Raw genomic sequence first — 22,202 nt, 5'->3', positions numbered from 1 at the left:
CTACAAACAACGCCCTCTTAATTGCACACTTAAATCTCGCCATAGCACTTCGTTTATTTCATGCTTATCTGCACAATAGTTACGTTGTGCAAGCTCTTTATTAAGAAACTCTACCGCTTGATCTTCTAATTGTAACTTAAGCACGCTCGACTCTTCAAAGTGCTCTTGTTCGGCAAAACGCTTTACATCGCTTCGGGTTAGCTTTTTATTAATATTAATTTGCTCACGGCTCTTAGCCTTTACAGAGACCACATAGGCAAAAAGCTTGTTACCTTGATCATCAACAGTGTCATAAAATTGTTTATTATTAATTTCGAATGGAGGCTCACCTACCGAGCTGGCACAGCCAAAAAGAAAAGTCATGAAAACTAAAGCGTATTTTTTCATCATGTATTATCGTTTTAGTAAATATTGAGGCCGAGTTTAACAAAAATTAGTTAAAACGGAAAAATTTGTGAAAAAATACTTGACCAAAAACGTAAAAATATTTAAAGTTCACCCCGCTTGAGACTCAGCACTTAAGCATTTACAGTATATGTAAATTAGGAATGTGGGGCTATAGCTCAGCTGGGAGAGCGCCTGCCTTGCACGCAGGAGGTCAGCAGTTCGATCCTGCTTAGCTCCACCACTTTCCTACTCTCTCCTTTAAGTAATATCCTTATTTTATATTCTAAATAAATTTCTCTGTATTTTTTAATCTCTTTGTTTGCTTAGTCGTTTAATTTTGCTAAATCGAGATCAAAAATGCCGAGCAAAGCCCGGCATTTTTATTATTTATTGAGTTGGGTTAGTTATTCGCGAACTTGACCAACACCATTAACTAAATATTTTTCAGTGGTTAATGACTCAAGTCCCATAGGGCCATAAGCATGTAACTTAGTCGTTGCAATACCAATCTCTGCACCTAAGCCTAGTTGTGAGCCATCAGAAAAGCGTGATGACGCATTAACCATAACAACCGACGCATCAACACTACGTTGGAATAACTCTGCCGCCGCATCGTCCTTAGTACAGATAACTTCAGTATGATTTGAACCGAATTGAGCAATGTGCTCAACGGCTGCATCAAAACTTGGCACAATACGAATTGCTAACTCTAAGTCTAAGTACTCTTCACCAAATTCGTTATCGGCAAGTACTGTGGCGTTATCAAAATATTCAGCCGCTTTGGCGTCAGCATTAATTTTTACACCTTCTTGACGAAGTACAACTGCACACAGATTTAAAAACTCATCAGCTACATCTTGGTGTACCACTAAACCCTCAAGTGCATTACATACACCAGTACGCTGAGTCTTACCATTAAGCAGTAAATTTAGTGCTACTTCTAAATCAGCATCTTTATCTACATATAAATGACAAACGCCTTTAAAATGCTGAATAACAGGGATTGTGCTGTTTTCAGTAACATAGTTAATTAGGCCTTCACCACCACGAGGGATGATTAAGTCAATGCTATCGCGTTGTTGCATCAATTCCATTAGTAAAGCACGGTCAGGATCAGGAATCACTGAAATTAGCGCAGTTGGTAGACCATGTTTTGTAAGCACGCTATGCATTACACTGGCAATGGCTTGTGAGCTTTTCAGCGCTTCTTTACCACCGCGTAAAATAACACCGTTACCTGACTTAAAGCACAATGCACCTGCGTCAGCCGTTACATTAGGACGCGCTTCATAAATCATACATACTACGCCAAGTGGTACACGCATTTTACGAATTTTAATACCATTTGGGCGTTCAGTAATGTCACGTAACTGGCCAACAGGATCGTCTAATGAAACAATCACTTCGATACCCTCAGCCATGGCTTCAATACGCGCATCATTCAATGTTAGACGGTCAATCATTGATGCTGCTAAATTATTGTCGCGTGCTGCGCTTAGGTCACTTTCATTTTCTTTGATTATAAATTCTTTTTGCTCTCTTAATGCCGCTGCCATATCGGTTAACACTTTGTTTTTAGTCTCGGTATCGAGTAAAGCAAGTGTATGTGCAGCCTTTGCTGCCTGGCGTGATATATCCGTAATTAAACTCATGACTTCTCCAATAATGCGATATCTTTTTCTGAAATAATTGGTCCAATTGAATCCTGCATTTTTTCGCTGAATTCACTCTGCTCGTTATCTGCAATAAAGTTTAACAAGCAGCTACTGTAATTTGCTGTGGCTTTAGCTAAACGCGTACCATCTTCACTGCGAACTAAGATAGTATCGCCCACAGCAAACTCGCCATGTACTTCTCTGATCTCATCGCCACGTAAGCAACCGTCTTCACCTTCTAATGAGTCATCAAATGACCCTTCAACAACGACTTCCCCCTGCTCATTGGCGGTATGTGTCATCCAGTGAATAGAATCTTGCATTGGTTTTTCATAAGGCAAGAATACGCTACCTGGGTTTTCACCGGCTAACAAGCGAGTAAAGGTTTCTTCTTTAAAGCCATTAATAATGTAAGTTGCAATACCATGTGAAGTGGCTTTCTCTGCCGCTTCAATCTTGGTTTTCATACCACCTGTACCTACCGCACTGGTAGCACATCCTGCCATAGCATAAATAGAATCATCAATTGATTTTATTTCAGGCAATAATACGGCATCGTCATGCAGATTTGGGTTTTTATCATACAAGCCATCTACATCAGAGAAAATCATTAATGCATCTGCATCAGCGGCTGCTGCAACCATGGCTGATAAATTATCGTTATCACCCACTTTTAAATCATCTGTTGTTACTGCATCATTTTCATTAATGATAGGTAGCACGCCGTGTTCTAACAATGTAAATACGGTTTCACGGATACTCTGGTAACGCTCACGGTCACGTAAATCACCATGAGTTAATAATAGCTGTGCTGATGGAAAATCAAAGAAACGATCCCACATGGCCATCATTTCTGTTTGCCCTGCTGCAGCCATCGCTTTTTTCATTACCACTGAACGAGGTTGGTCTGATGGAAATAAATGTGAGCCAGCCGCTACAGAACCAGATGAAACTAAAATAACCTCAATTCCACGTGCGCGACAGCGGACAATAAACTGTGCGATGGTTAATAAATAACGTGAACGACATCCATCTTGATCGGGTGCAATTAAGGCACTGCCCACTTTAAGTACGATACGTCGCCAATTTAACTTTTGCATAAGTGCTCAACTTTCCATTTAATTTGTATTCATCACATAGATGAATGAAACCAGGTCGCCATGTTTATAAACACAGCGTCGAATTTATTTATCATTGCCCACACTTTTTACACACACGTACACCGTCTCTAAAACTAGCGTTTTAAATTGAGATGCAAAAAATAAATAGTATTAACCCAAAAAATAAATCGGATCGTACTAACTAAAAAAATATAAAGTGTTGTTTATGTATCGCTGTAAAAAGCTGTGTGCGGCCTTTTTATTAACAACATACATAGAGCCTCTTAAGTCTGGTACACCAACAGATAGGGTGATGACTTAAGGACCGAGATTTAATCGCCACGATGGGGATTAAATATTGAAAGGTAATAGTTCAACTCAAACTTTTATTTATCTGCATTGAGCAAATAAACACTTTGAGCAAAACCATACCAAAGAGTACGGTAAATGATATTGTGTGTTCAAATATAACAAAACAAAGCAAAAACAATCAGTAAGAGAGTTAAGATGTTTATATCTAACATAATTTAGTATTTAAACTACAAACTTGATTAGATAACTAATTATTCGAACACGAAGTATAATACGTTAAAGTAGCTGCTTAGATCAAGGCTAAAATTCAAGCTGAATAGGTCAACACTACTAAAGCTAGTGTTTTTTGTATTAAGTATCATGTGGTTAGACTACTATAAATATGAATTATATAGACTATAAATTTGATAACATTTTAGAAAATGACGTTAACACTAAATAAATAAGTATTATTTATTAGCTAAATTGAATTTACACGTGTATACCCACTGTATTACTGGTAGGTAACAGTTATACTTTTAAACATTATTAATATTAAGGAGTTTTTACTCTATGTCAGCAATTTATATAGCCGGTATTGCACTGTGTTCGGTGCTAGCCCAATGGGTCGCCTGGGCGTTCAGAGTACCCGCTATTCTGTTTTTGTTGCTTACTGGGCTTTTATTAGGACCATTTAGTGGCGTATTAGATCCAGATGCCTTATTAGGCGATTTACTTTTTCCTGTGGTGTCTTTAAGCGTCGCTGTGATTTTATTTGAAGGGTCTTTAACGCTGCATTTTCGGGAGCTTAAAGGGATCAGTAAAGTCGTAAGAAACCTCTGCTCTATTGGTATGCTTATGACCTGTATCGTTATCAGCTTAAGCGCCTATTGGTTATTAGAGCTAAATTGGCGAGTCGCAGCAGTACTTGGCGCGGTGCTTGTTGTAACCGGACCAACGGTTATTGCGCCACTGCTTAACTCAATGCGACCCACTCAAGATATTGACCGTATTTTACGCTGGGAAGGCATAGTCATAGATCCTATTGGCGCTTTATTTGCGGTATTAGTATTTGAAGCTGTGATGTTAGTTGGTCAGGGTGAAGTACTTAGCCACACTATAATTGCACTAGTTAAAACCGTTGGGGTTGGTTTAAGTATTGGTGTGGTTTCGGGTTGGATCACAACGCAACTAATGCGCCGCGAATGGTTGCCATTTGAGCTGCATAAATTTGGCATTTTAGCGTTAGTGTTAATTAGTTTTTCGATTTCAAACCATTTAAGTCATGAGTCAGGCTTATTGGCCGTGACTGTATTTGGTATTTGGTTAGCTAATCAAGATGACCTAGAAATAGATTCGGTGCTTGAGTTTAAAGAAGATCTGTCGATGATTTTGATCTCAACCTTGTTTATTTTACTCGCTGCCAGATTACAACTATCTGACTTAATGATGCTCGACAGCGACGTGTTTATATTTTTAGCTATTGTGCTATTTATTGCGCGCCCGTTGTGTATTGCTATTTCAACCTTTGGCACCGATTTACCAATGAAGTCTCGCTTGGTGCTGGCTTGGATTGCGCCTCGCGGTATAGTTGCTGCAGCCGTAGGCTCTGTATTTGCGTTAAGTATGATAGAAGCCGGTGTAGCGGATGCACAAAAAATGGTGCCATTGATATTCACGGTTATTATCGTCACTGTGGTACTGCAAAGCTTAACGGCTATCCCTGTTGCTAAGTTGCTAGGGGTGCGCCAGCCCTCCCCTAATACTATTTTAATTATTGGTGCCAACCATGTATCTCGTGCTATTGCTCGTGGTTTAAAGGAACAAAACATTCCCGTTCACTTATCAGATCCTGCTTGGGAAAACTGTAAAATGGCACGTATGGATGGTTTGCCTTGTTATTACGGTAATCCACAATCTGAGCATGCTGAACGCTATTTACCTTTAACCACTATTCGCAGTGTTTTAGCGCTTTCACCTAATCGTCATCATAACGCATTAGGGGTGCAGTATTTTTCTCATTTATTGAATGAAAAAAATGTATTTTCACTACGCTCATCGTCATCACATGCTAAAGCAAATAAAGACAGCGCGACGTTCTTATCACGACAAATTCTGTTTGGTGAAAACGGAGCATATGCACGCTTAAGCAGCGTTATTGCCAAAGGCGGTAAAGTGAGTGCAACACGAATATCTGAAGAATTTAGCTGGCAGCAGTATTTAGAAATGAACCCTGAAGCAATTCCACTGTTTATTCTCAAAGGGGATAAAGACAGTGATGAAGACGCTCCAGTGAAAATGAGGCCTTTTACTAGTGATATGGAAAAGCCACCACAAGAGGGTGAACGAGTAGTTGCATTGCAACCGCCTAAAATATCGCTATTAAAAGATCCTGCCAATAACAAAGACAAAGACAATAAAAAAGACGAGTAATAACTAAAAAAAGCGAGAGTGCGGCAAAAGCACTCTCGCTTTTTTACATAGGTAAGCGCGCGCGGGTAACGACACTGGCTGGCATTTTTTCAGCAAGTTTAGTTAATGCTCTCTCTATTTTTTTATGTGTCGCTTTATCAGCTACCGTGGTGTTAAACAGCCAACGATAAGCATCTTCGAAATCTCTTGGACTACCATAACCTTGATTAAACAAACCAACTAATCGTAATTGCGCTTTTAAGTTGCCTTGCGCTGACGCCTCACGTAAGTAGGTTATTGCCATGGTTTTGTCTTTTTGGACCAACTGCCCAACGTCGTAGTAGCGACCTAGTTGCTCTAATGCAGCCGCTAAGCCCTGCTCAGCCGCTTTTTTCATGTAATACACACCTAAAGCAACGTCGCGCTCAACACACACTTTATAAGCGAGCATATCACCGTATAGGAATTGATATGATGGCAATGCCATTTTATTGGCTCGCGCTTCTATATCTTGCACTAACTGGCAATTATCTGCCTTTACGCGCGCTAGATGAGTGTTCTCATTAATTAAAGCTATTAACTCAGATTCAGTATACAGCGGCACAGCTGCAGGGCTTTCTTCAGCTAAGCTATTGCTTATATTAAATAAAGAAAGTGTAAGTAGTGATAATGACCACACTGAGCAACGAGAAGATAAACGCATATTAACCACTTTAAAAATAAACTTACCAAATAATATACAAAGATCGTTCCACTATTGATAGCGTCACTTTTCTGCAGACATAAAAAAAGCTGCGCATGGCAGCTTTTTTCAACTTAAACCCAATTATGCAAATGGGCTACGAAGTATCATCGTTTCAACACGATCAGGACCTGTAGAGATAATATCAACAGGTACGCCAGTGATTTCTTCAATACGTTTGATGTAATCAATTGCCGCTTTAGGTAAGCCTTCAAGCGATGTTACACCCACTGTATTTTCAGACCAGCCAGGCATTTCTTCGTATACTGGCGTTACTTTATCGTAACCTTCAGCTGCTAATGGCGTCACGTTAGTAACAGTACCATCTTCAAGCTTATAACCAGTACAGATTTTAAGTGTTTCTAAACCATCTAAAACGTCAAGTTTAGTTAAACAAAATCCTGAAATGCTGTTGATTTGAACTGCACGGCGCATAGCCACTGCATCTAACCAACCTGTACGACGTAAACGACCTGTAGTAGCACCAAACTCATGGCCTTTGTCACCTAAATGCTTACCGACTGGGTCTTGCTTATCAAGCCCGTCGTAAAGCTCTGTAGGGAAAGGACCTGAACCTACACGTGTTGTGTACGCTTTAATGATACCTAGCACATAATCAAGGTGTAATGGGCCAAAACCCGCACCTGTAGCAACGCCACCAGCGGTGGTGTTTGAAGATGTTACATAAGGGTAAGTACCATGATCGATATCAAGTAGTGTACCTTGAGCACCTTCAAATAAGATGTTGTCACCGGCGTTACGCGTTTGATCTAAAAGCTCAGTTACATCAACTACCATTGCTTTTAAAATATCAGCAACAGCCATTGCATCATCAAACGTTTTTTGGAAGTCAACAGCGTCTACTTTGTAGTAGTTCACTAATGTGAAGTTGTGGTATTCCAATACTTCTTTTAACTTAGTAGCAAATAATTCAGGATTGAATAAATCACCAACACGTAAACCACGACGTGCTACTTTATCTTCGTACGCTGGACCGATACCACGACCCGTTGTACCGATTGGTTTATCGCCACGCGCAGTTTCGCGAGCTACATCTAATGCAACATGGAAAGGCAATATTAGCGGACATGCTTCACTGATTAAAAGACGTTCACGTACAGGTACGCCACGCTCTTCAAGCATGCCAATTTCTTTCATTAGCGCTTCTGGTGATAAAACAACACCATTACCAATCACACATTTAACATTGTCACGTAATACACCCGATGGAATAAGGTGTAGAACTGTCTTTTCACCGTCGATCACTAAAGTATGGCCTGCGTTATGACCACCTTGATAACGAACTACTAAAGATGCTTTATCTGTAAGGAGGTCAACTACCTTACCCTTACCTTCGTCACCCCATTGGGTGCCTAGTACAACAACGTTTTTACCCATTGCAAATTCACTTAGAGAAAATTAGGACGAGATTTTACCAGAAAACTAAAGCAATGTTCACCCCGTTTAGCTTATTTTTTCCTCGTGCGGGTAGTAAACATCAGTGTTTCGTTAATAATCACATAAATAACAGTCATTTATAAACTTAAAATTCAGATAACAAAAAGCCCTGCAATTGCAGGGCTTTCAAGTTTAACTAAAGCTATGATTACTGAGCTTTCGCGCCTTTCATGTATTGGAAGAAGTCGCTATCCGGTGATAACACCATCACGTCTTGCTTTCCTTTGAAAGTTTGTTTGTAAGCTTCTAAAGAGCGGACAAAGCTAAAGAACTCAGGATCTTTATTGTAAGCACTAGCGTAAATCGCAGCAGCGTCAGCATCACCTTGACCACGAACAGAACGAGCATTACGTTCGGCGTCGGCAAGCATTACTGTTACGCGACGGTCAACGCCTGCACGAATTGTTTCTGCTTTTTCCTGACCTTCAGAGCGGTGCTCTTTAGCAACTGCAGTACGCTCAGCGCGCATACGTTGGTAAATAGAGCTACTCACCTCTTGTGGTAAGTTAATTTGCTTAACACGCACATCAAGTACTTCAATACCCAGCTCACTAGCACTTTCAGATGCTTGTACTAACGCTTCTTCCATCAGCTCGCTACGCTCACCAGATACAATTTCACGAATAGTACGCGTACCAAAGTTAGTACGTAGGCCATTATTTACTTTTTGCTTAAGCAGTGTTTCAGCGTATTGCTTGTCACCACGTGCACGCAGGTAAAAAGAACTAAAATCGTTTACGCGCCATTTTACAAACGAATCAACGATTAAATCTTTTTTCTCGCTAGTTACAAAGCGATCTGGTGTGCCATCTAGTGTTTGAATACGTGCATCAATACGACGTACTTGGCTAAAAAATGGGACTTTTAAGTGTAAACCCGGGCCATAAACTACAGCTTCATCATCGCTGTCTTTTTGCACTTTACTAAATAAAAGTACAATCGCCTTTTGCCCTTCAGAGACCACGAACACCGACGAAAAAGACATCACAATGGCGGCTAATAGGATTACTAAACTAAAGTTTTTCATTGCTCTTATCTCCCGTCGTTAAAGCGATCATTGTTAAAGCGATCGTTACCACTATTAACAGTGCTGTTGCGTGACGTATTTACCTTGTTACGTAAATCGTTTATATCGCTTGAGCTAGGTAAAGCAATACGTGTTGATGAACCCTGTTTTTCCATGATTTTATCAAGTGGTAGGTACATCATGTTGTTGCCACCTTTAACATCAACCAACACTTTAGAGCTATTACCTAGCACTTCTTGCATCGTGTCTATGTATAAACGCTCACGTGTTACTTCTTTAGCTGCTTGGTATTCTGGAAGTAATTTCTCAAAACGAGCCACTTCACCTTGCGCTTCTAAAGTAATACGTTCTTGGTAACCTTCAGCTTCTTGCGTCATACGAGTCACTTGACCACGCGCACGCGGTTCAATTTCACGGGCATACGCTTCTGCTTCACGAATAAAGCGTTGCTCATCCTCTTGGGCCGCAATTGCATCATCAAACGCATCTTTAACTTCCATTGGTGGACGAGAGTCCTTGAAGTTAACGTCAGTTACGATTAAACCTAAGTTATAAGGTTCGATGATTTGATTTAGCTCATCCCAAGTATTTTGACGTACAACTTCACGGCCGTTTGTCAGTACTTGGTCCATTTTTGAATGGCCAACAACATAACGCAGCGCACTATCTAATGCTTCTTCAAGGCTGCTGTCAGCATTAGTGACACTAAACTTGTACAAGTAAGGGTCGATTACTCGATACTGTACTTCAAATTCAACGCTTACTACGTTTTCATCTTCGGTTAGCATAAAACCTGATGCTGATAACGAGCGAACAGCTTCGATATCGACTGGAATAACCGTTTCAACAAAGGTCATTTTCCAACGCAAACCAGGATCTGCAATTCGGTCAAACTTACCAAATTGAAGAACGACGCCGCGCTCAGCTTCTTTCACCGTATAAATACCGCTTAACGCCCATACAATTGCAGCGATAATAAGTACAAATGAAATACCGGCTCCGCCAAGTCCACCGCCGCTACCATTGCCGGATTTTTTACCGCCAAATAAGCCGTTAAACTTGTTACTGAATTTACGGAACACCTCGTCTAAATCAGGTGGGCCTTGATCACGTCCGCCTTTGTTATTCCACGGATCTTTGTCATTGCCATTATTACCCGGTTCATTCCAGGCCATAGCTATACTCCATTGTTATCTAAATAAATTCGGAAATTGTGTTAAATCTAACAAATCTTCTGCGTTTCTTATACTAAAACCGACATTAATCTTGCAGTTTTTAATCTCAGCTAATAAAACTTTCAATTTCAGGACCAAAATCTTTAATTAAACGGTTCCACTCAATCATAGGCAATCGTACATCAAGCAACCAATTACCTTGTTCATCAAACCGCTCATTGTGTACTGCACTTAAATTAAATAGTGATGCTCTTAAACGCCCATATTGTGGTGCGAGTAATAACGTTTCATTAAGCATTTGCTTAGCGAGTAAATCGCTAATAGCTTCACTGAGTAATTCACAGCCTTCGCCAGTTTTTGCAGATAGCCATACCCTTATAGGTTGGCCCTCGTCATCACGATCAATACGTGGCGTTACCTCATCCAGCGCATCAATTTTGTTATAAACTAATAACTGCGGTACCTCGTCGGCTTCAATTTCTTTGAGGACTTCTTGTACCTGTTCAATATTTTCTTTTCGGCGAGGATCAGCTACATCTATCACATGCAGTTGTAAATCGGCTTCACGCGTCTCGGTCAGAGTTGCTTTAAATGCAGCTACCAAATCATGCGGTAAGTGTCGAATAAACCCTACAGTATCGGCTAAAATAACAGAACCTACATCACCAATATCGAGTTTACGCAGTGTTGGATCTAGTGTGGCGAATAGCTGATCGGCTGCATATACATCTGAATCGGTAATATAATTAAACAGTGTTGATTTTCCGGCATTAGTGTAACCCACCAGCGACACTGTTGGAATTTCATTGCGCGTACGAGCACGTCGACCTTGCTCACGCTGAACAGCCACTTTCGCTAGTCGTGCACGAATATTTTTAATACGTGCGCGCAATAAACGTCGATCGGTTTCTAGCTGCGTTTCACCCGGACCACGTAAGCCTATCCCCCCTTTTTGGCGCTCAAGGTGGGTCCAACCACGAATTAAACGTGTAGACATGTGACGAAGCTGCGCCAACTCAACCTGAAGCTTACCTTCATGAGTACGGGCACGCTGAGCAAAAATATCAAGAATAAGTGTTGTTCTATCAAGTACCCGACATTGGCAAACACGCTCTAAATTGCGTTCTTGAGACGGACTCAACTGATGGTTAAAAATGACAACATCGGCATTGTGGATTTTGACAATTTCAGCTATTTCTTCCGCTTTGCCGGTACCGACAAATAGCTTGGGATGTGGTGCTTGACGGCTGCCTTGCACAACCGCCAAACTACTAACACCAGCAGAAGATACCAACATTTCTAATTCATGAAGATCTTCGCGATCCCCATCTTTAGGTAGGTCGATATGGACTAAAATTGCCTGTTCGCCAGATTCATAGCGGTCAAACAAGCATTACGCTCCTAATTTAAAAGTTTCCTGGTTCAGTTTCTTCAGTGTCTTCATTTCCCTGTACACCTTGGAAGTTGACTGCGCGTGCAGGTACAACTGTTGAAATTGCATGTTTATACACCATTTGATTAACAGTGTTTTCCAGTAAAATTACAAATTGGTCAAATGACTGAATTTTACCTTGTAATTTTATGCCATTTACCAAAAAGATTGATACTGGAATGCGCTCGCGGCGTAATGCATTTAAAAATGGGTCTTGTAACGATTGGCCTTTTGCCATGTTATTATTCCTTCGTTCTAGGTGTTATTATAATTAAGTGGCTGAACTAATTTAATAAAGCTAAATTTTGTCCAGCTACTACTAGCTTAGCGAACTTACTACACGATGCAAGTTTTCTTCATCACCGGTTGTTAACCACGTAACGTCAGGCCAACTTCTTAACCACGTTAATTGACGCTTAGCCAATTGACGAGTGGCAGCAATACCGCGAAAAACCATTTCATCATGGTCTATTTCACCCGCAAGGTAATCCCACATCTGTCTATAACCTACACAACGAATAGAAGGCATATTGGGATGTAAATCCTCACGTAGATATAGGGTCGAAACTTCTTTTTCAAACCCCTGTTCAATCATTATTTTAAACCTTTCTGCAATTCGCTGATGTAACTCTTTACGATCATCTGGAGCAATAGCAAATTGATGAAAAGTATAAGGTAAAGGTGGCTGTTTTTGCTTTTGCAATTCAGTCATTGTTTTACCTGTTATACGGTAAACCTCTAAAGCGCGATTAATTCGTTGTGAATCATTTTCACTCATCTTTTTCGCAGCTTGTGGATCTACTTTTAATAGCTCTTGATATAAATGTGGCCAACCGTACTGTTTCGCCTGTACTTCAAGCTCAGCTCTTATCTGCTCATCAGCCTCTGGTAGAGGGGATAATCCATCAATAAGGGCTTTAAAGTACATCATTGTACCTCCAACCAGTACAGGCACTTTACCTTGTTGATGAAATTTATCAATTTTTTCTATCGCATCGCGTCTAAAATCAGCTACTGAATAGGTTTCGCTTGGGTCGAGTAAGTCAATTAGGTGATGGGGTGCACGTGCTAGTTCGCCGGCATCCGGTTTAGCGGTACCAATATCCATACCTTTATAAACCAGTGCCGAATCAACGCTGATAATTTCAGTATTTAAATGCTCACACAGTGAAATTGCCAATGCTGTTTTACCAGCAGCGGTGGGGCCCATTAAAAATATGACCGGTAAATTACTCAACTCGAATACCCTAATTAAATTGCGCTAGATAAGACTTTAGATCTATTTTAACTGCTTTTTCACGTAAACGTTCAATTGTTTGCGCATTATTTTGTAAGCGAGTTTGCTGTACTGCAAAGGCTTTACTGGCATAGAACCGTGTAGGTATTACATTTACCTGCCACGCTAGCCACTGATCAATACTTTCTAACTGAGCTTTACACCCATCAAGTAAGGCATCGACTGCGGCACTCACGTCAAGTAAGTACAAGCAAACAGGCAACTTCTTTACCATAACAAATTGTTTTTCAATTAAAAGTTCAAAGCCAAGCAAAGTAAACCATGATTGTTGCGTAGCCAGCAGTTCGATATCTTGTTTTGAGACATTGACCCGTACGGGTAATAACAATGCTTTGCCCTCAAGGCTGCCTTGCTCTTTAATTTGTGCAAGCCAATCATCCGCTAGCGCATATTTAAAGTGTGCACAATAAAGTTGGTTTTCATCATTAAACACACAAGCGCCCTGTTCAATGGTTATTATATCGACAGTACGAAGCGCTGTATCTGATACTTGAGTCTCATCTAATTGCACAAATGGTTCTGGATTATCAAAGTGATGTGCTTGCTGCTCACTCACACCTTGATAAAACGCATTTACGTCATGGTAATTTCGACTTTCAGCACGTTGTTGATTACCTGTACCTTGAGTTGCAGCACTATAAGTTGTGCTATGCGCTGAAGATGACCGACTAGGCTGTAATGACGACTTAGGGTAATCAAACGGTTCACTACTGGTAGTAGTGTGTGCATTAAATGCAGCCACCGGTGGGCTATTATCATTAGCTTCACTGGAGTTTGAAAACTCAGCTTGCAGGGGCACAACAACTTGTTTTATCGCTTGTAAAATAAAGTCGTGCACTAAGCGCCCTTGATGAAAGCGCACCTCATGTTTAGCAGGATGTACGTTTACATCCACTTGACGTGGATCTATATCAATATAAATCACAAACCCAGGTAACTCTTGCTCACCGCTGACTTCTTCAAATGCTTGGCGAATAGCGTGCAAAATAAGTTTATCGCGCATCATACGATTATTTACATAGGTGTACTGTGTAGTATTAGCCGAGCCAACCGGGAGCACCCAACCATTTAGTTGCAGCCCTGCTTCACCTGATTGAATATGCAGTCCTTGCTCTGCAAACGCTTTACCCGCCACTTGGGCAACTCGTGTAATCGCTTGAGCAGGTTCGGTTTTAGGACGATACTGACGCACCACTTTTTCGTTATGGGTTAACGTAATTGATACGTCAAAGCGACTCAGTGCAATCCGCTTTATAAGCTCATCAATATGGCTAAACTCAGTTTTTTCGGTACGTAAAAACTTACGCCGTGCTGGGGTATTAAAAAATAAATCTTTTACTTCAATTGTGGTACCGCTGGGATGTGCCACAGGCTTTACCTCTACGGCCATATCTCTGCCTTGTGCAAAGGCTTGCCAAGCGGCTTCTTGCTGTTCGGGCTTAGAGCTTAAGGTTAAGCGAGATACCGAGCTAATAGACGCGAGAGCTTCGCCTCTAAAGCCTAAAGAGCAAATATTTTCTAAGTCATCGAGCGACTTTAGTTTACTGGTAGCATGGCGAGAAAGCGCTAATGTGAGCTCCTCTTTTGCAATGCCTGAACCATTATCACGAATTCGAATCAGCTTATGACCACCGCGTTCAATATCTATTTGAATACGTGTCGCACCTGCATCTAGGCTATTTTCTACTAACTCTTTAACCACCGACGCGGGACGCTCAACAACTTCACCCGCCGCAATTTGGTTTGCCAAGCGCGCAGGTAATATTTCAATACTCATAAAAACCTTAAATGTTGTGCGCTTTTAAAATTAACTCTGAGGAATATCAAGTTCCTGGCCAATAAATAGCGTATTTGAACTGAGCTTATTAACCTGTTTTATTTTACTGATACTAACGCCATATCGACCTGCCAACATACTCAGTGACTCCCCCGGACGTACCTTGTGCTTTGTTGGGTATTGAGACTTTAATGACGCAAACAGTGAGTCGTCAGGCGGGTTGCGTAAATAGTAATTTTTAATTGAGGTAAACATCGCTTTCGCCAAACGTTCTTGGTGATTGGCGCTTTTTAGTAGTCGTTCTTCACGAGGGTTAGAGATAAACCCAGTTTCAACCAAAATAGACGGAATATCTGGCGACTTCAATACTGCAAGGCTGGCATGTTGCGGTGCCTTTTTGTGCATTTTTGCTACTTTTTTTAATTCTTTTATCACTTCATCTGCAACACTTAGCCCTGTTTTCATGGAATGATCCATCGACATATCAAGCAAGGCTTGTGCTAAGTACTTTTCATTTGCAGCATCTTTAATTACATCGGCAGCACCGCCAAGTAACTCTGAGTGTTTTTCTTTATCCTCAATCCATTTACCAATCTCTGAATTGGCACGTCGCAGCGACAACACCCATACAGAAGCACCATTGGGTCCCGGACTGGTAAACGCATCTGCATGAATAGAGACAAAAAAATCGGCTTTTTTCTGGCGAGCGCGATTAGTCCGTGTATTAAGTTTAACAAAGTAATCGCCACTGCGAACCATACGCGAAATCATACCGCGCTCAGCATCAATCATGCGCTCTAAACGCTTGGCAATTTGCAAAGTGATGTCTTTTTCGTAAGTACCTGATGGGCCAATGGAACCTGGGTCTTCACCACCATGGCCTGCATCAATAGCAATTACAATATCGCGCTCTTGGCTTAACTGGCGTTTTTTAGCCGCCGTTTGTGCCGGGCTAACCGCCCCTTTTGATTGGCTTTTGTCGTATAAGTCGACCACCAACCTGTTTTTATAAGGGCCTGTGGGGGCAAGTGCAAATATAACCGGTTTAACTGGCCCATTTAATTCAAACACTAAACGCACGCTGCGTTTATTTTTAGGTTTTGAGTAACGTAACTTGCTAACAATTTGATGTTTTGGTGGCACACCTGGCAATTTTTTTAATTCATCAGTGTTTTCTAAATCAACCACTAAACGACTTGGGTTTTTTAGCATAAAGTAACTGAAGTCGGGTTTATCATCGAGATCAAACACCACCCGAGTGCTATCAGGTGATGGCCAGACACGCACACTATTAATAGTGTTTTGCGCCCACAATGGCAAGCTCACTGTAAAAACCATGAGGTAAATAAAAAGTTTAACTAAACCACGACTCATTTTGATAATCACTGCCTTAACTATTTTATTATCTATTATTTAGTTTTTTGACAATTGCTACACCACGCTCACTCGCACTGTTAATAACAATTTTACGCTCATCACCTACATAACTTAGCGTAGCATTTAGATCGGGAACAGGAATAAATTCTCCGCCTTTTTCCGGCCACTCAACAATACAAGTTGCCGTTTCTGAAAAATAATCGCGAATCCCCATAAATTCAAGCTCTTCTGGGTCACCTAATCGGTATAAGTCAAAGTGATAAACATTGCCACGCACAAGCTCGTAGGGTTCAACAAGTGTATAAGTGGGACTTTTAACCTTACCTGTATGACCAAAACCTTGCACTATACCGCGAGTAAATGTCGTTTTACCGGCCCCTAAGTCACCATGCAAATAAATAACTGCGCCCTGCTCTATTATGGCAGCTAATTTATTACCCATAGCAACAGTGGCATTTTCATCGACTAAATGAAAATTAAAACTACACGACATGATTACCTCAAAATTTACGAAAAGCGCATATTTGTTAATCATACCAGATTATTTATTTAAGGTGATACTGCCTCTTTTTTAAAGATAAAAAAACCGGCTTAAGCCGGTTTTTAATTAGCATGGACTTTACAGTCCTAATTTCTTCTCAAGGTAGTGGATATTTGTGCCACCATTTTTGAAGTTTTCATCTGCAAGAATACGTTTATGCAGTGGCGTATTGGTTTTAATACCATCGATAACGAGTTCATTAAGCGCATTACGTGCTCGGGCGATAGCGACATCACGGTTTTCACCGTAAGTGATCAGCTTACCAATCATAGAATCGTAATGTGGAGGAACGGTGTAGTCAGCGTAAATATGACTGTCCCAACGAATACCTAAACCACCAGCTGGATGAAAACGGGTAATTTTACCAGGTGATGGAATAAAGGTTTCTGGGTCTTCAGCATTAATACGACACTCAATAGCATGGCCACGAATAACCACATCTTCTTGAGTGAATGATAAAGGCTGACCAGCGGCAATTTTTAATTGCTCTTTGATTAAATCAACACCGGTGACCATTTCAGTTACTGGGTGCTCAACCTGAATACGGGTGTTCATTTCAATGAAGTAAAATTCACCGTTCTCGTATAAGAACTCAAACGTCCCCGCACCACGATAACCAATTTCGATACATGCGCGTGTACAACGCTCACCAATGAACTTACGTACTTCTGCAGTAATCCCTGGTGCTGGCGCCTCTTCCACTACTTTTTGGTGGCGACGTTGCATTGAACAATCACGCTCACCTAAGTGAACCGCATTGCCTTGACCGTCGGCCAATACTTGTACTTCGATGTGGCGTGGGTTTTCAAGGAATTTCTCCATGTAAACCATGCTGTTGCCAAAGAACTGTTTCGCTTCTTGTTGGGTTAGAGCAATTGAATTGATTAACTCAGCTTCGTTGCGAACAACACGCATACCACGGCCACCGCCACCGCCAGCTGCTTTAATAATTACCGGGTAACCAATACGCTTAGCAATTTGCATGTTGCGTTCTTTATCATCCGATACCGGACCATCAGAGCCAGGTACACAAGGAACACCCGCTTTACGCATCGCTTCGATTGCCGATACTTTATCGCCCATTAGACGAATAGTATCGCCACGAGGACCGATAAATACAAAGCCACTTTGCTCAACTTGGTCTGCAAAGTCTGCATTTTCAGCAAGAAAACCATAACCTGGGTGGATAGCGACTGCATCAGTAATTTCTGCTGCGGCAATAATGCGTGGGATGTCTAAGTAACTTTCAGTTGCTGCTGGTTTACCAATACAGATGGTTTCATCTGCTAGTAATACGTGCTTAAGATCGCGATCCGCCGTTGAATGCACAGCAACCGTTTTGATCCCAAGCTCTTTGCAGGCGCGCAATATACGAAGTGCAATTTCACCTCGGTTTGCAATGACTACTTTATCTAACATGAGAGTTGGCCTTTTACGTTGCGCTATTATTCAATGATGAATAAAGGTTGATCAAATTCTACTGGCTCGCCGTTTTCTACTAAGATAGCTTTTACTGTACCGGCTTTATCTGACTCAATTTGGTTCATCATTTTCATTGCTTCAACGATACATAGCGTGTCGCCAACTTTAACCTGAGAGCCCACTTCAACATATGCTGGTGCTTCTGGAGAAGCTGCTGCGTAAAAAGAACCTACCATAGGTGATTTAACTTGATGACCTGTAGGGCCTGCAGATGCTTCAGACTCTGCGGCTGCAGGTGCTGATGGTGCAGTCGCGGCTGGAGCAGGTGCTGCTGGGGCGTATTGTTGAGGTGCGAATTGCGCGTACGCAGGACCGGCACTCATGTTATTACGGTTAATACGTACTGATTCTTCACCTTCAGTGATTTCTAGTTCTGCAATACCTGATTCTTCTACTAATTCAATTAGTTTTTTGATCTTGCGAATATCCATAAACGGCCCGCCTATTAGTTTGTTAGTTTAAATTTAGTTTGAGTTTTGCAATCGGCTGACTGCTGCATTTAAAGCAGCGTGATAACCCATTGCACCTAATCCACAAATAACGCCTTGCGCCACATCAGAAAAATAAGAATGATGGCGAAACGTTTCACGTGCATGCACATTACTTAAGTGCACTTCAAAAAACGGAATATCAACGCTTAGCAATGCATCACGTAATGCGACGCTTGTGTGCGTAAATGCTGCAGGGTTAATTATTATGTAATCAACCGCTTGCCAAGCATCATGAATGCGTTCAATGAGCGCTTGTTCACTATTACTTTGAAAATGCGTTAACTCCACACCTAAACTATTAGCAGCGCTGTTTAACTCGCTCACAATATGCTCTAAAGAATGCGAACCGTACTTATCAGGTTCACGCTTTCCTAGCATGTTTAAATTTGGGCCATTTATAACTAAAATCTTTAATTTTGCAGCCATAATACGCGATATATCCTATAAGTAATGAGTTAAGCGGTTACCAACTAGTTTTTCTCTAAAAAGTAAGCAGAAAAAAGTAAGATAGCAACAATTCCTCACGTTAACCAACTATTATAGTGATTTCGAAGTAAATAGCAGCAAAATACTGGTCTAATCTCTATTTTGGGGACATGTCTTAAGGGGGAATAATGGCACAACATTACCAATCATGTTATGCCATAAAGAATGGTTATTCAGCGCTGGCACGCACTGCAGCTAGGTGCTTAGCAAAATCATCTGCATTTAAAAAGCCAGTTACACGTTGTGTACTTAACTCTTCACCTTGAGTATTGAAGAATAAAATACTCGGTAAACCAAACACTGAATATGCTTCCATTAGCTCAATTGTTTCATTATCGCTTTGGGTTAAGTCAATTTGAATCAGTTGATAATTACTAAACTCACTTTGCACTTGCGGGTCAGGAAATGTGTAATGCTCAAACTCTTTACACGCTACACACCAGTCAGCGTATAAGTCCACCATTACCATACGACCCTCACTATTTGCTTGTGAAACTGCTTGCTTCAACTCGGCTAAGTTAGCAACGTGCTTAAACTCATTGCTTTGCGTGGTTGTTTGCAAGCTCACGTTTTGTGTTGGCCAAAAATAATTTTTGGTTAAATTAAAGCCCGTAAGCACTAATAAAACAGCCATAAACCACAATAAGGTTTTTAATTTACCTTGTGCTTGGGCGCTTTGCCAATGATGAAAATAAAGCGCTGTGGCGATAGCTAATAGACCTACTAATAGTAAAATTATCTCGATATCGATAATTCGCTCTAACAAAATAAGTGGCACAACTAACATAATAAAACCAAATAAGGTTTTAACTTGTTCCATCCATCCGCCAGCTTTCGGTAATAACTTACCTCCCGATGTACCAAGGAGTAACAACGGTAAACCCATTCCTAGGCTAAGTACATAAAGCGTTAGTCCACCCACTAAGTAATCGCCGCTTTGTGCCACAAATAATAATGCGGCTGATAAAGGCGCAGTGGTACAAGGTGATGCAATAAGCCCTGATAAAACCCCCATCAGGAATACTCCAATGTAGTTACCGCCTTTTTGACTGTTACTCACTTGGGTTAGCTTGTTCATCATGCCGCTGGGTAACTTTATTTCGTACCAACCGAACATCGACATAGCCAACAACACAAACAATAAACTAAAACTTATCAATACATATGGGTGCTGTAAGTAACCTTGTACTTGGCCGCCTAATGCAGCAACCACTAACCCCAATGCGGCATAGGTAACCGCCATACCTTGAATATAAACAAATGATAGGGCGAATGCTTTTTTGGTAGACAGGTTCTTTTGACCCGCAATTAAGCTAGATAAAATAGGAAACATCGGAAATACACAGGGTGTAAATGCCAAACCTACGCCCACAGCAAAAAATATAGCTAAATTAACCATTAAGCTTTGGCTGGCTAACTGCTCTGTAAAGGTGAGCTCTTTCTCGGGTGTGGCTGTAGTAACAGGTTTTTCTACAGGTTGGCTAAGTGCCGCAAATGTACTACTTGCTGCTGTATTTTCATTAGTATTAGTTTCACTTGCCAGTATACTTAATGGAATGCTGATGATTTCAGGTGGATAACACAGCCCTGCTTTTGCACAGCCTTGATAGCGCACTTTAACAACGCCATCTTCACTGACATTACTCAACTTGCTAATAACGCTGATAGAATTAAAAAACACCTCAGTTTTGCCAAAAAACTCATCTTCAATTATTTCACCAGAGCCCAACTCAGGCACGTCAATGCTGGCACCTTTGGCAATAATTTCTATTTTGTCTTTATATAGATAATAGTCATCAGCGATATCCCAACCAACAAATAACGTACTGCCTTGCTGGTCAAAATCAAATACAAACGCTTCATTGACTGGTAAAAATGTATGCTGAGTAGGTTTGAGAAAATCTTCAAGGGTATTTTGTGTTGCCCAAGCAGGCGCCATTAAAACACTTAATAAAAAAAATAAAATAAAGCGCATTAATGAAGTACCTCATCCATCCAATTAAAGTAAGCCAAGTTCCCCGTTGCCACATCAACAACTTGTATTTCTGGTACTTCGTAGCTGTGAAGATCTTTTAAGGTTAAAAATACATCGTTCATTTTGTCAGCTTTGGTTTTAATTAGTAGCTTCACTTCTGTTGCTTCAGCTACTTCACCTTCCCATATGTAAATAGAACTCATGGCCGGTAAAATATTTACACAAGCGGCTAGTTTCTTTTCTATTAGCGCCATAGCCAATAAACGGGCTTCATCGTTATCTTTGCAAGTGGTAAAAATAAGTTTAAATTGCGTTGTCATAGTGAACCTTTACTTGTTTATGGGGGTCTAGCCCCATAGTAGCTGATAGCGGGTGTAATGTGTAGACACGAACTCTACCAACATTTTGGGTCTTTGCAGTCAAGTGACTTAAACCCACTAGCTATAATTTTACTAACATTAGAGTTGATTACTTACTCTTATTAGCTTGAAAATAGACCCGACAACCCTCACTTATATTTCATTAGCACCTTAATGGGTGTCATTTTTAGAGAGTCTTATGTTTAGAATTTTATTTTTACTGTTTATCATCATCCCTATTATTGAAATTGCTTTACTAATTCAGGTTAGTGACGTTATAGGTGGCTTCGCAACAATCGCTTTGGTGGTACTAACTGCTATTGTGGGTGCGAAAATGGTGAAACAGCAAGGAATGGGCGCACTACAAAACGTACAAGTGCAAATGGCTCAAGGGCAAATGCCGGCTAAAGAGTTGTTTACTGGTATTTGCGTGATTATTGCTGGCGTACTTTTATTAACACCCGGCATTATGACGGATGTATTTGGCTTACTGCTTCTTACTCCAGCTATTCGCAATAAATTAGCCGCAGGACTTGCCAGCCAGGCAACGGTGAGAATGAGCGCTAGTATGCACCAAACGGGTACTTCAGGATTTTCACAACCTCATCAATCAATGCATCATGAGCAAGATGAAAACCGTCCCAATACTATAGATGGTGAATACGAGCGAAAAGATTAAAAATTTATCATTTTTTCTCTTGGAATTTTTCACTCTACCCCCATTAATGAAAGCAAATT

General features: G+C 40.8%; 20 protein-coding genes and 1 tRNA gene. 3 read left to right on the top strand and 18 right to left on the bottom strand.

From position 1 onward, the window contains the following. Positions 1 to 387 carry a hypothetical protein gene (locus ACZ5WS_RS05145; RefSeq protein WP_138604963.1) on the bottom strand — a complete coding sequence of 129 codons (387 nt, stop codon included), beginning with the start codon at positions 385 to 387 and terminating at the stop codon, positions 1 to 3. Between the two features lie 165 nt (positions 388 to 552). Between ACZ5WS_RS05145 and ACZ5WS_RS05140 the strand changes: the two genes are divergently transcribed. Continuing rightward, positions 553 to 628 (top strand) — tRNA-Ala (locus ACZ5WS_RS05140). A 163-nt stretch (positions 629 to 791) separates the two neighbouring features. On the opposite strand, the gene ACZ5WS_RS05135 is transcribed toward ACZ5WS_RS05140, so the two are convergent. Together ACZ5WS_RS05135 and proB are read right to left on the bottom strand one after the other, a co-directional pair. Next, a complete protein-coding gene (locus tag ACZ5WS_RS05135; RefSeq protein ID WP_464710962.1) occupies positions 792 to 2,039 on the bottom strand; it encodes a glutamate-5-semialdehyde dehydrogenase in 1,248 nt (415 codons plus the stop codon). Next, on the bottom strand, positions 2,036 to 3,142 hold the full coding sequence (gene proB, locus ACZ5WS_RS05130) for a glutamate 5-kinase (RefSeq protein ID WP_010391693.1): 1,107 nt from the start codon (positions 3,140 to 3,142) through the stop codon (positions 2,036 to 2,038). Before proB ends, ACZ5WS_RS05135 begins: the two co-directional genes overlap by 4 nt. An 864-nt stretch (positions 3,143 to 4,006) precedes the next feature. Here proB and ACZ5WS_RS05125 point away from each other — a divergent pair. Then, a complete protein-coding gene (locus ACZ5WS_RS05125) occupies positions 4,007 to 5,866 on the top strand; it encodes a cation:proton antiporter (RefSeq protein ID WP_464710960.1) in 1,860 nt (619 codons plus the stop codon). 43 nt (positions 5,867 to 5,909) lie between these two features. Here the strand turns inward: ACZ5WS_RS05125 and ACZ5WS_RS05120 are convergent, their stop codons facing one another. The 15 genes from ACZ5WS_RS05120 to cutA all read right to left on the bottom strand — a co-directional run bounded on the left by ACZ5WS_RS05120 (position 5,910) and on the right by cutA (position 21,425). Further along, a complete protein-coding gene (locus ACZ5WS_RS05120) occupies positions 5,910 to 6,548 on the bottom strand; it encodes a tetratricopeptide repeat protein (protein WP_054202658.1) in 639 nt (212 codons plus the stop codon). A 123-nt stretch (positions 6,549 to 6,671) separates the two neighbouring features. Beyond that, a complete protein-coding gene (locus ACZ5WS_RS05115; protein ID WP_010391689.1) occupies positions 6,672 to 7,985 on the bottom strand; it encodes an adenylosuccinate synthase in 1,314 nt (437 codons plus the stop codon). Positions 7,986 to 8,193: 208 nt separating this feature from the next. Further along, the gene (gene hflC / locus ACZ5WS_RS05110; protein WP_010391687.1) at positions 8,194 to 9,072 is read right to left on the bottom strand and encodes a protease modulator HflC; all 879 of its coding nucleotides are present in this window, start codon (positions 9,070 to 9,072) and stop codon (positions 8,194 to 8,196) included. Between the two features lie 5 nt (positions 9,073 to 9,077). After that, positions 9,078 to 10,247, bottom strand: a complete 1,170-nt coding sequence (hflK, locus tag ACZ5WS_RS05105; protein WP_010391686.1) for an FtsH protease activity modulator HflK — start codon at positions 10,245 to 10,247, stop codon at positions 9,078 to 9,080. Positions 10,248 to 10,353: 106 nt separating this feature from the next. After that, positions 10,354 to 11,637 carry a ribosome rescue GTPase HflX gene (gene hflX / locus ACZ5WS_RS05100; protein ID WP_010391685.1) on the bottom strand — a complete coding sequence of 428 codons (1,284 nt, stop codon included), beginning with the start codon at positions 11,635 to 11,637 and terminating at the stop codon, positions 10,354 to 10,356. Positions 11,638 to 11,653: 16 nt separating this feature from the next. After that, positions 11,654 to 11,917, bottom strand: a complete 264-nt coding sequence (hfq, locus tag ACZ5WS_RS05095; RefSeq protein ID WP_008113494.1) for an RNA chaperone Hfq — start codon at positions 11,915 to 11,917, stop codon at positions 11,654 to 11,656. An 81-nt stretch (positions 11,918 to 11,998) separates the two neighbouring features. Then, positions 11,999 to 12,916 carry a tRNA (adenosine(37)-N6)-dimethylallyltransferase MiaA gene (miaA, locus tag ACZ5WS_RS05090; RefSeq protein WP_464710958.1) on the bottom strand — a complete coding sequence of 306 codons (918 nt, stop codon included), beginning with the start codon at positions 12,914 to 12,916 and terminating at the stop codon, positions 11,999 to 12,001. Between the two features lie 10 nt (positions 12,917 to 12,926). Continuing rightward, on the bottom strand, positions 12,927 to 14,753 hold the full coding sequence (gene mutL / locus ACZ5WS_RS05085; protein ID WP_464710956.1) for a DNA mismatch repair endonuclease MutL: 1,827 nt from the start codon (positions 14,751 to 14,753) through the stop codon (positions 12,927 to 12,929). 30 nt (positions 14,754 to 14,783) lie between these two features. Beyond that, on the bottom strand, positions 14,784 to 16,127 hold the full coding sequence (locus ACZ5WS_RS05080; protein WP_138604967.1) for an N-acetylmuramoyl-L-alanine amidase: 1,344 nt from the start codon (positions 16,125 to 16,127) through the stop codon (positions 14,784 to 14,786). Between the two features lie 28 nt (positions 16,128 to 16,155). Continuing rightward, positions 16,156 to 16,623: a tRNA (adenosine(37)-N6)-threonylcarbamoyltransferase complex ATPase subunit type 1 TsaE gene (gene tsaE / locus ACZ5WS_RS05075; RefSeq protein WP_021033095.1), complete on the bottom strand. Its 468-nt coding sequence runs from the start codon at positions 16,621 to 16,623 to the stop codon at positions 16,156 to 16,158. 126 nt (positions 16,624 to 16,749) lie between these two features. Then, on the bottom strand, positions 16,750 to 18,090 hold the full coding sequence (gene accC, locus ACZ5WS_RS05070) for an acetyl-CoA carboxylase biotin carboxylase subunit (RefSeq protein ID WP_008113500.1): 1,341 nt from the start codon (positions 18,088 to 18,090) through the stop codon (positions 16,750 to 16,752). A gap of 26 nt (positions 18,091 to 18,116) precedes the next feature. Next, positions 18,117 to 18,584, bottom strand: coding sequence for an acetyl-CoA carboxylase biotin carboxyl carrier protein (gene accB / locus ACZ5WS_RS05065; protein ID WP_464710953.1), 468 nt, complete (start codon positions 18,582 to 18,584; stop codon positions 18,117 to 18,119). A 33-nt stretch (positions 18,585 to 18,617) separates the two neighbouring features. Next, complete coding sequence (gene aroQ / locus ACZ5WS_RS05060; RefSeq protein WP_010391676.1) at positions 18,618 to 19,070, bottom strand: type II 3-dehydroquinate dehydratase; 453 nt, start codon at positions 19,068 to 19,070, stop codon at positions 18,618 to 18,620. 229 nt (positions 19,071 to 19,299) lie between these two features. Then, a complete protein-coding gene (locus ACZ5WS_RS05055) occupies positions 19,300 to 21,105 on the bottom strand; it encodes a protein-disulfide reductase DsbD (protein WP_464710951.1) in 1,806 nt (601 codons plus the stop codon). Beyond that, the gene (gene cutA, locus ACZ5WS_RS05050) at positions 21,105 to 21,425 is read right to left on the bottom strand and encodes a divalent-cation tolerance protein CutA (RefSeq protein WP_010391672.1); all 321 of its coding nucleotides are present in this window, start codon (positions 21,423 to 21,425) and stop codon (positions 21,105 to 21,107) included. The genes ACZ5WS_RS05055 and cutA overlap by 1 nt, the downstream gene beginning before the upstream one ends. Positions 21,426 to 21,663: 238 nt before the next feature. On the opposite strand from cutA, the gene ACZ5WS_RS05045 reads away from it, so the two are divergent. Further along, positions 21,664 to 22,143, top strand: a complete 480-nt coding sequence (locus ACZ5WS_RS05045) for an FxsA family protein (RefSeq protein WP_010391671.1) — start codon at positions 21,664 to 21,666, stop codon at positions 22,141 to 22,143. Positions 22,144 to 22,202: the final 59 nt, after the last annotated feature.

This window comes from Pseudoalteromonas sp. 11L1 (assembly GCF_055397545.1).
The sequence above is the reverse complement of the archived record's forward strand: the minus strand, read 5'-3'. Positions and strand labels throughout refer to the sequence as shown.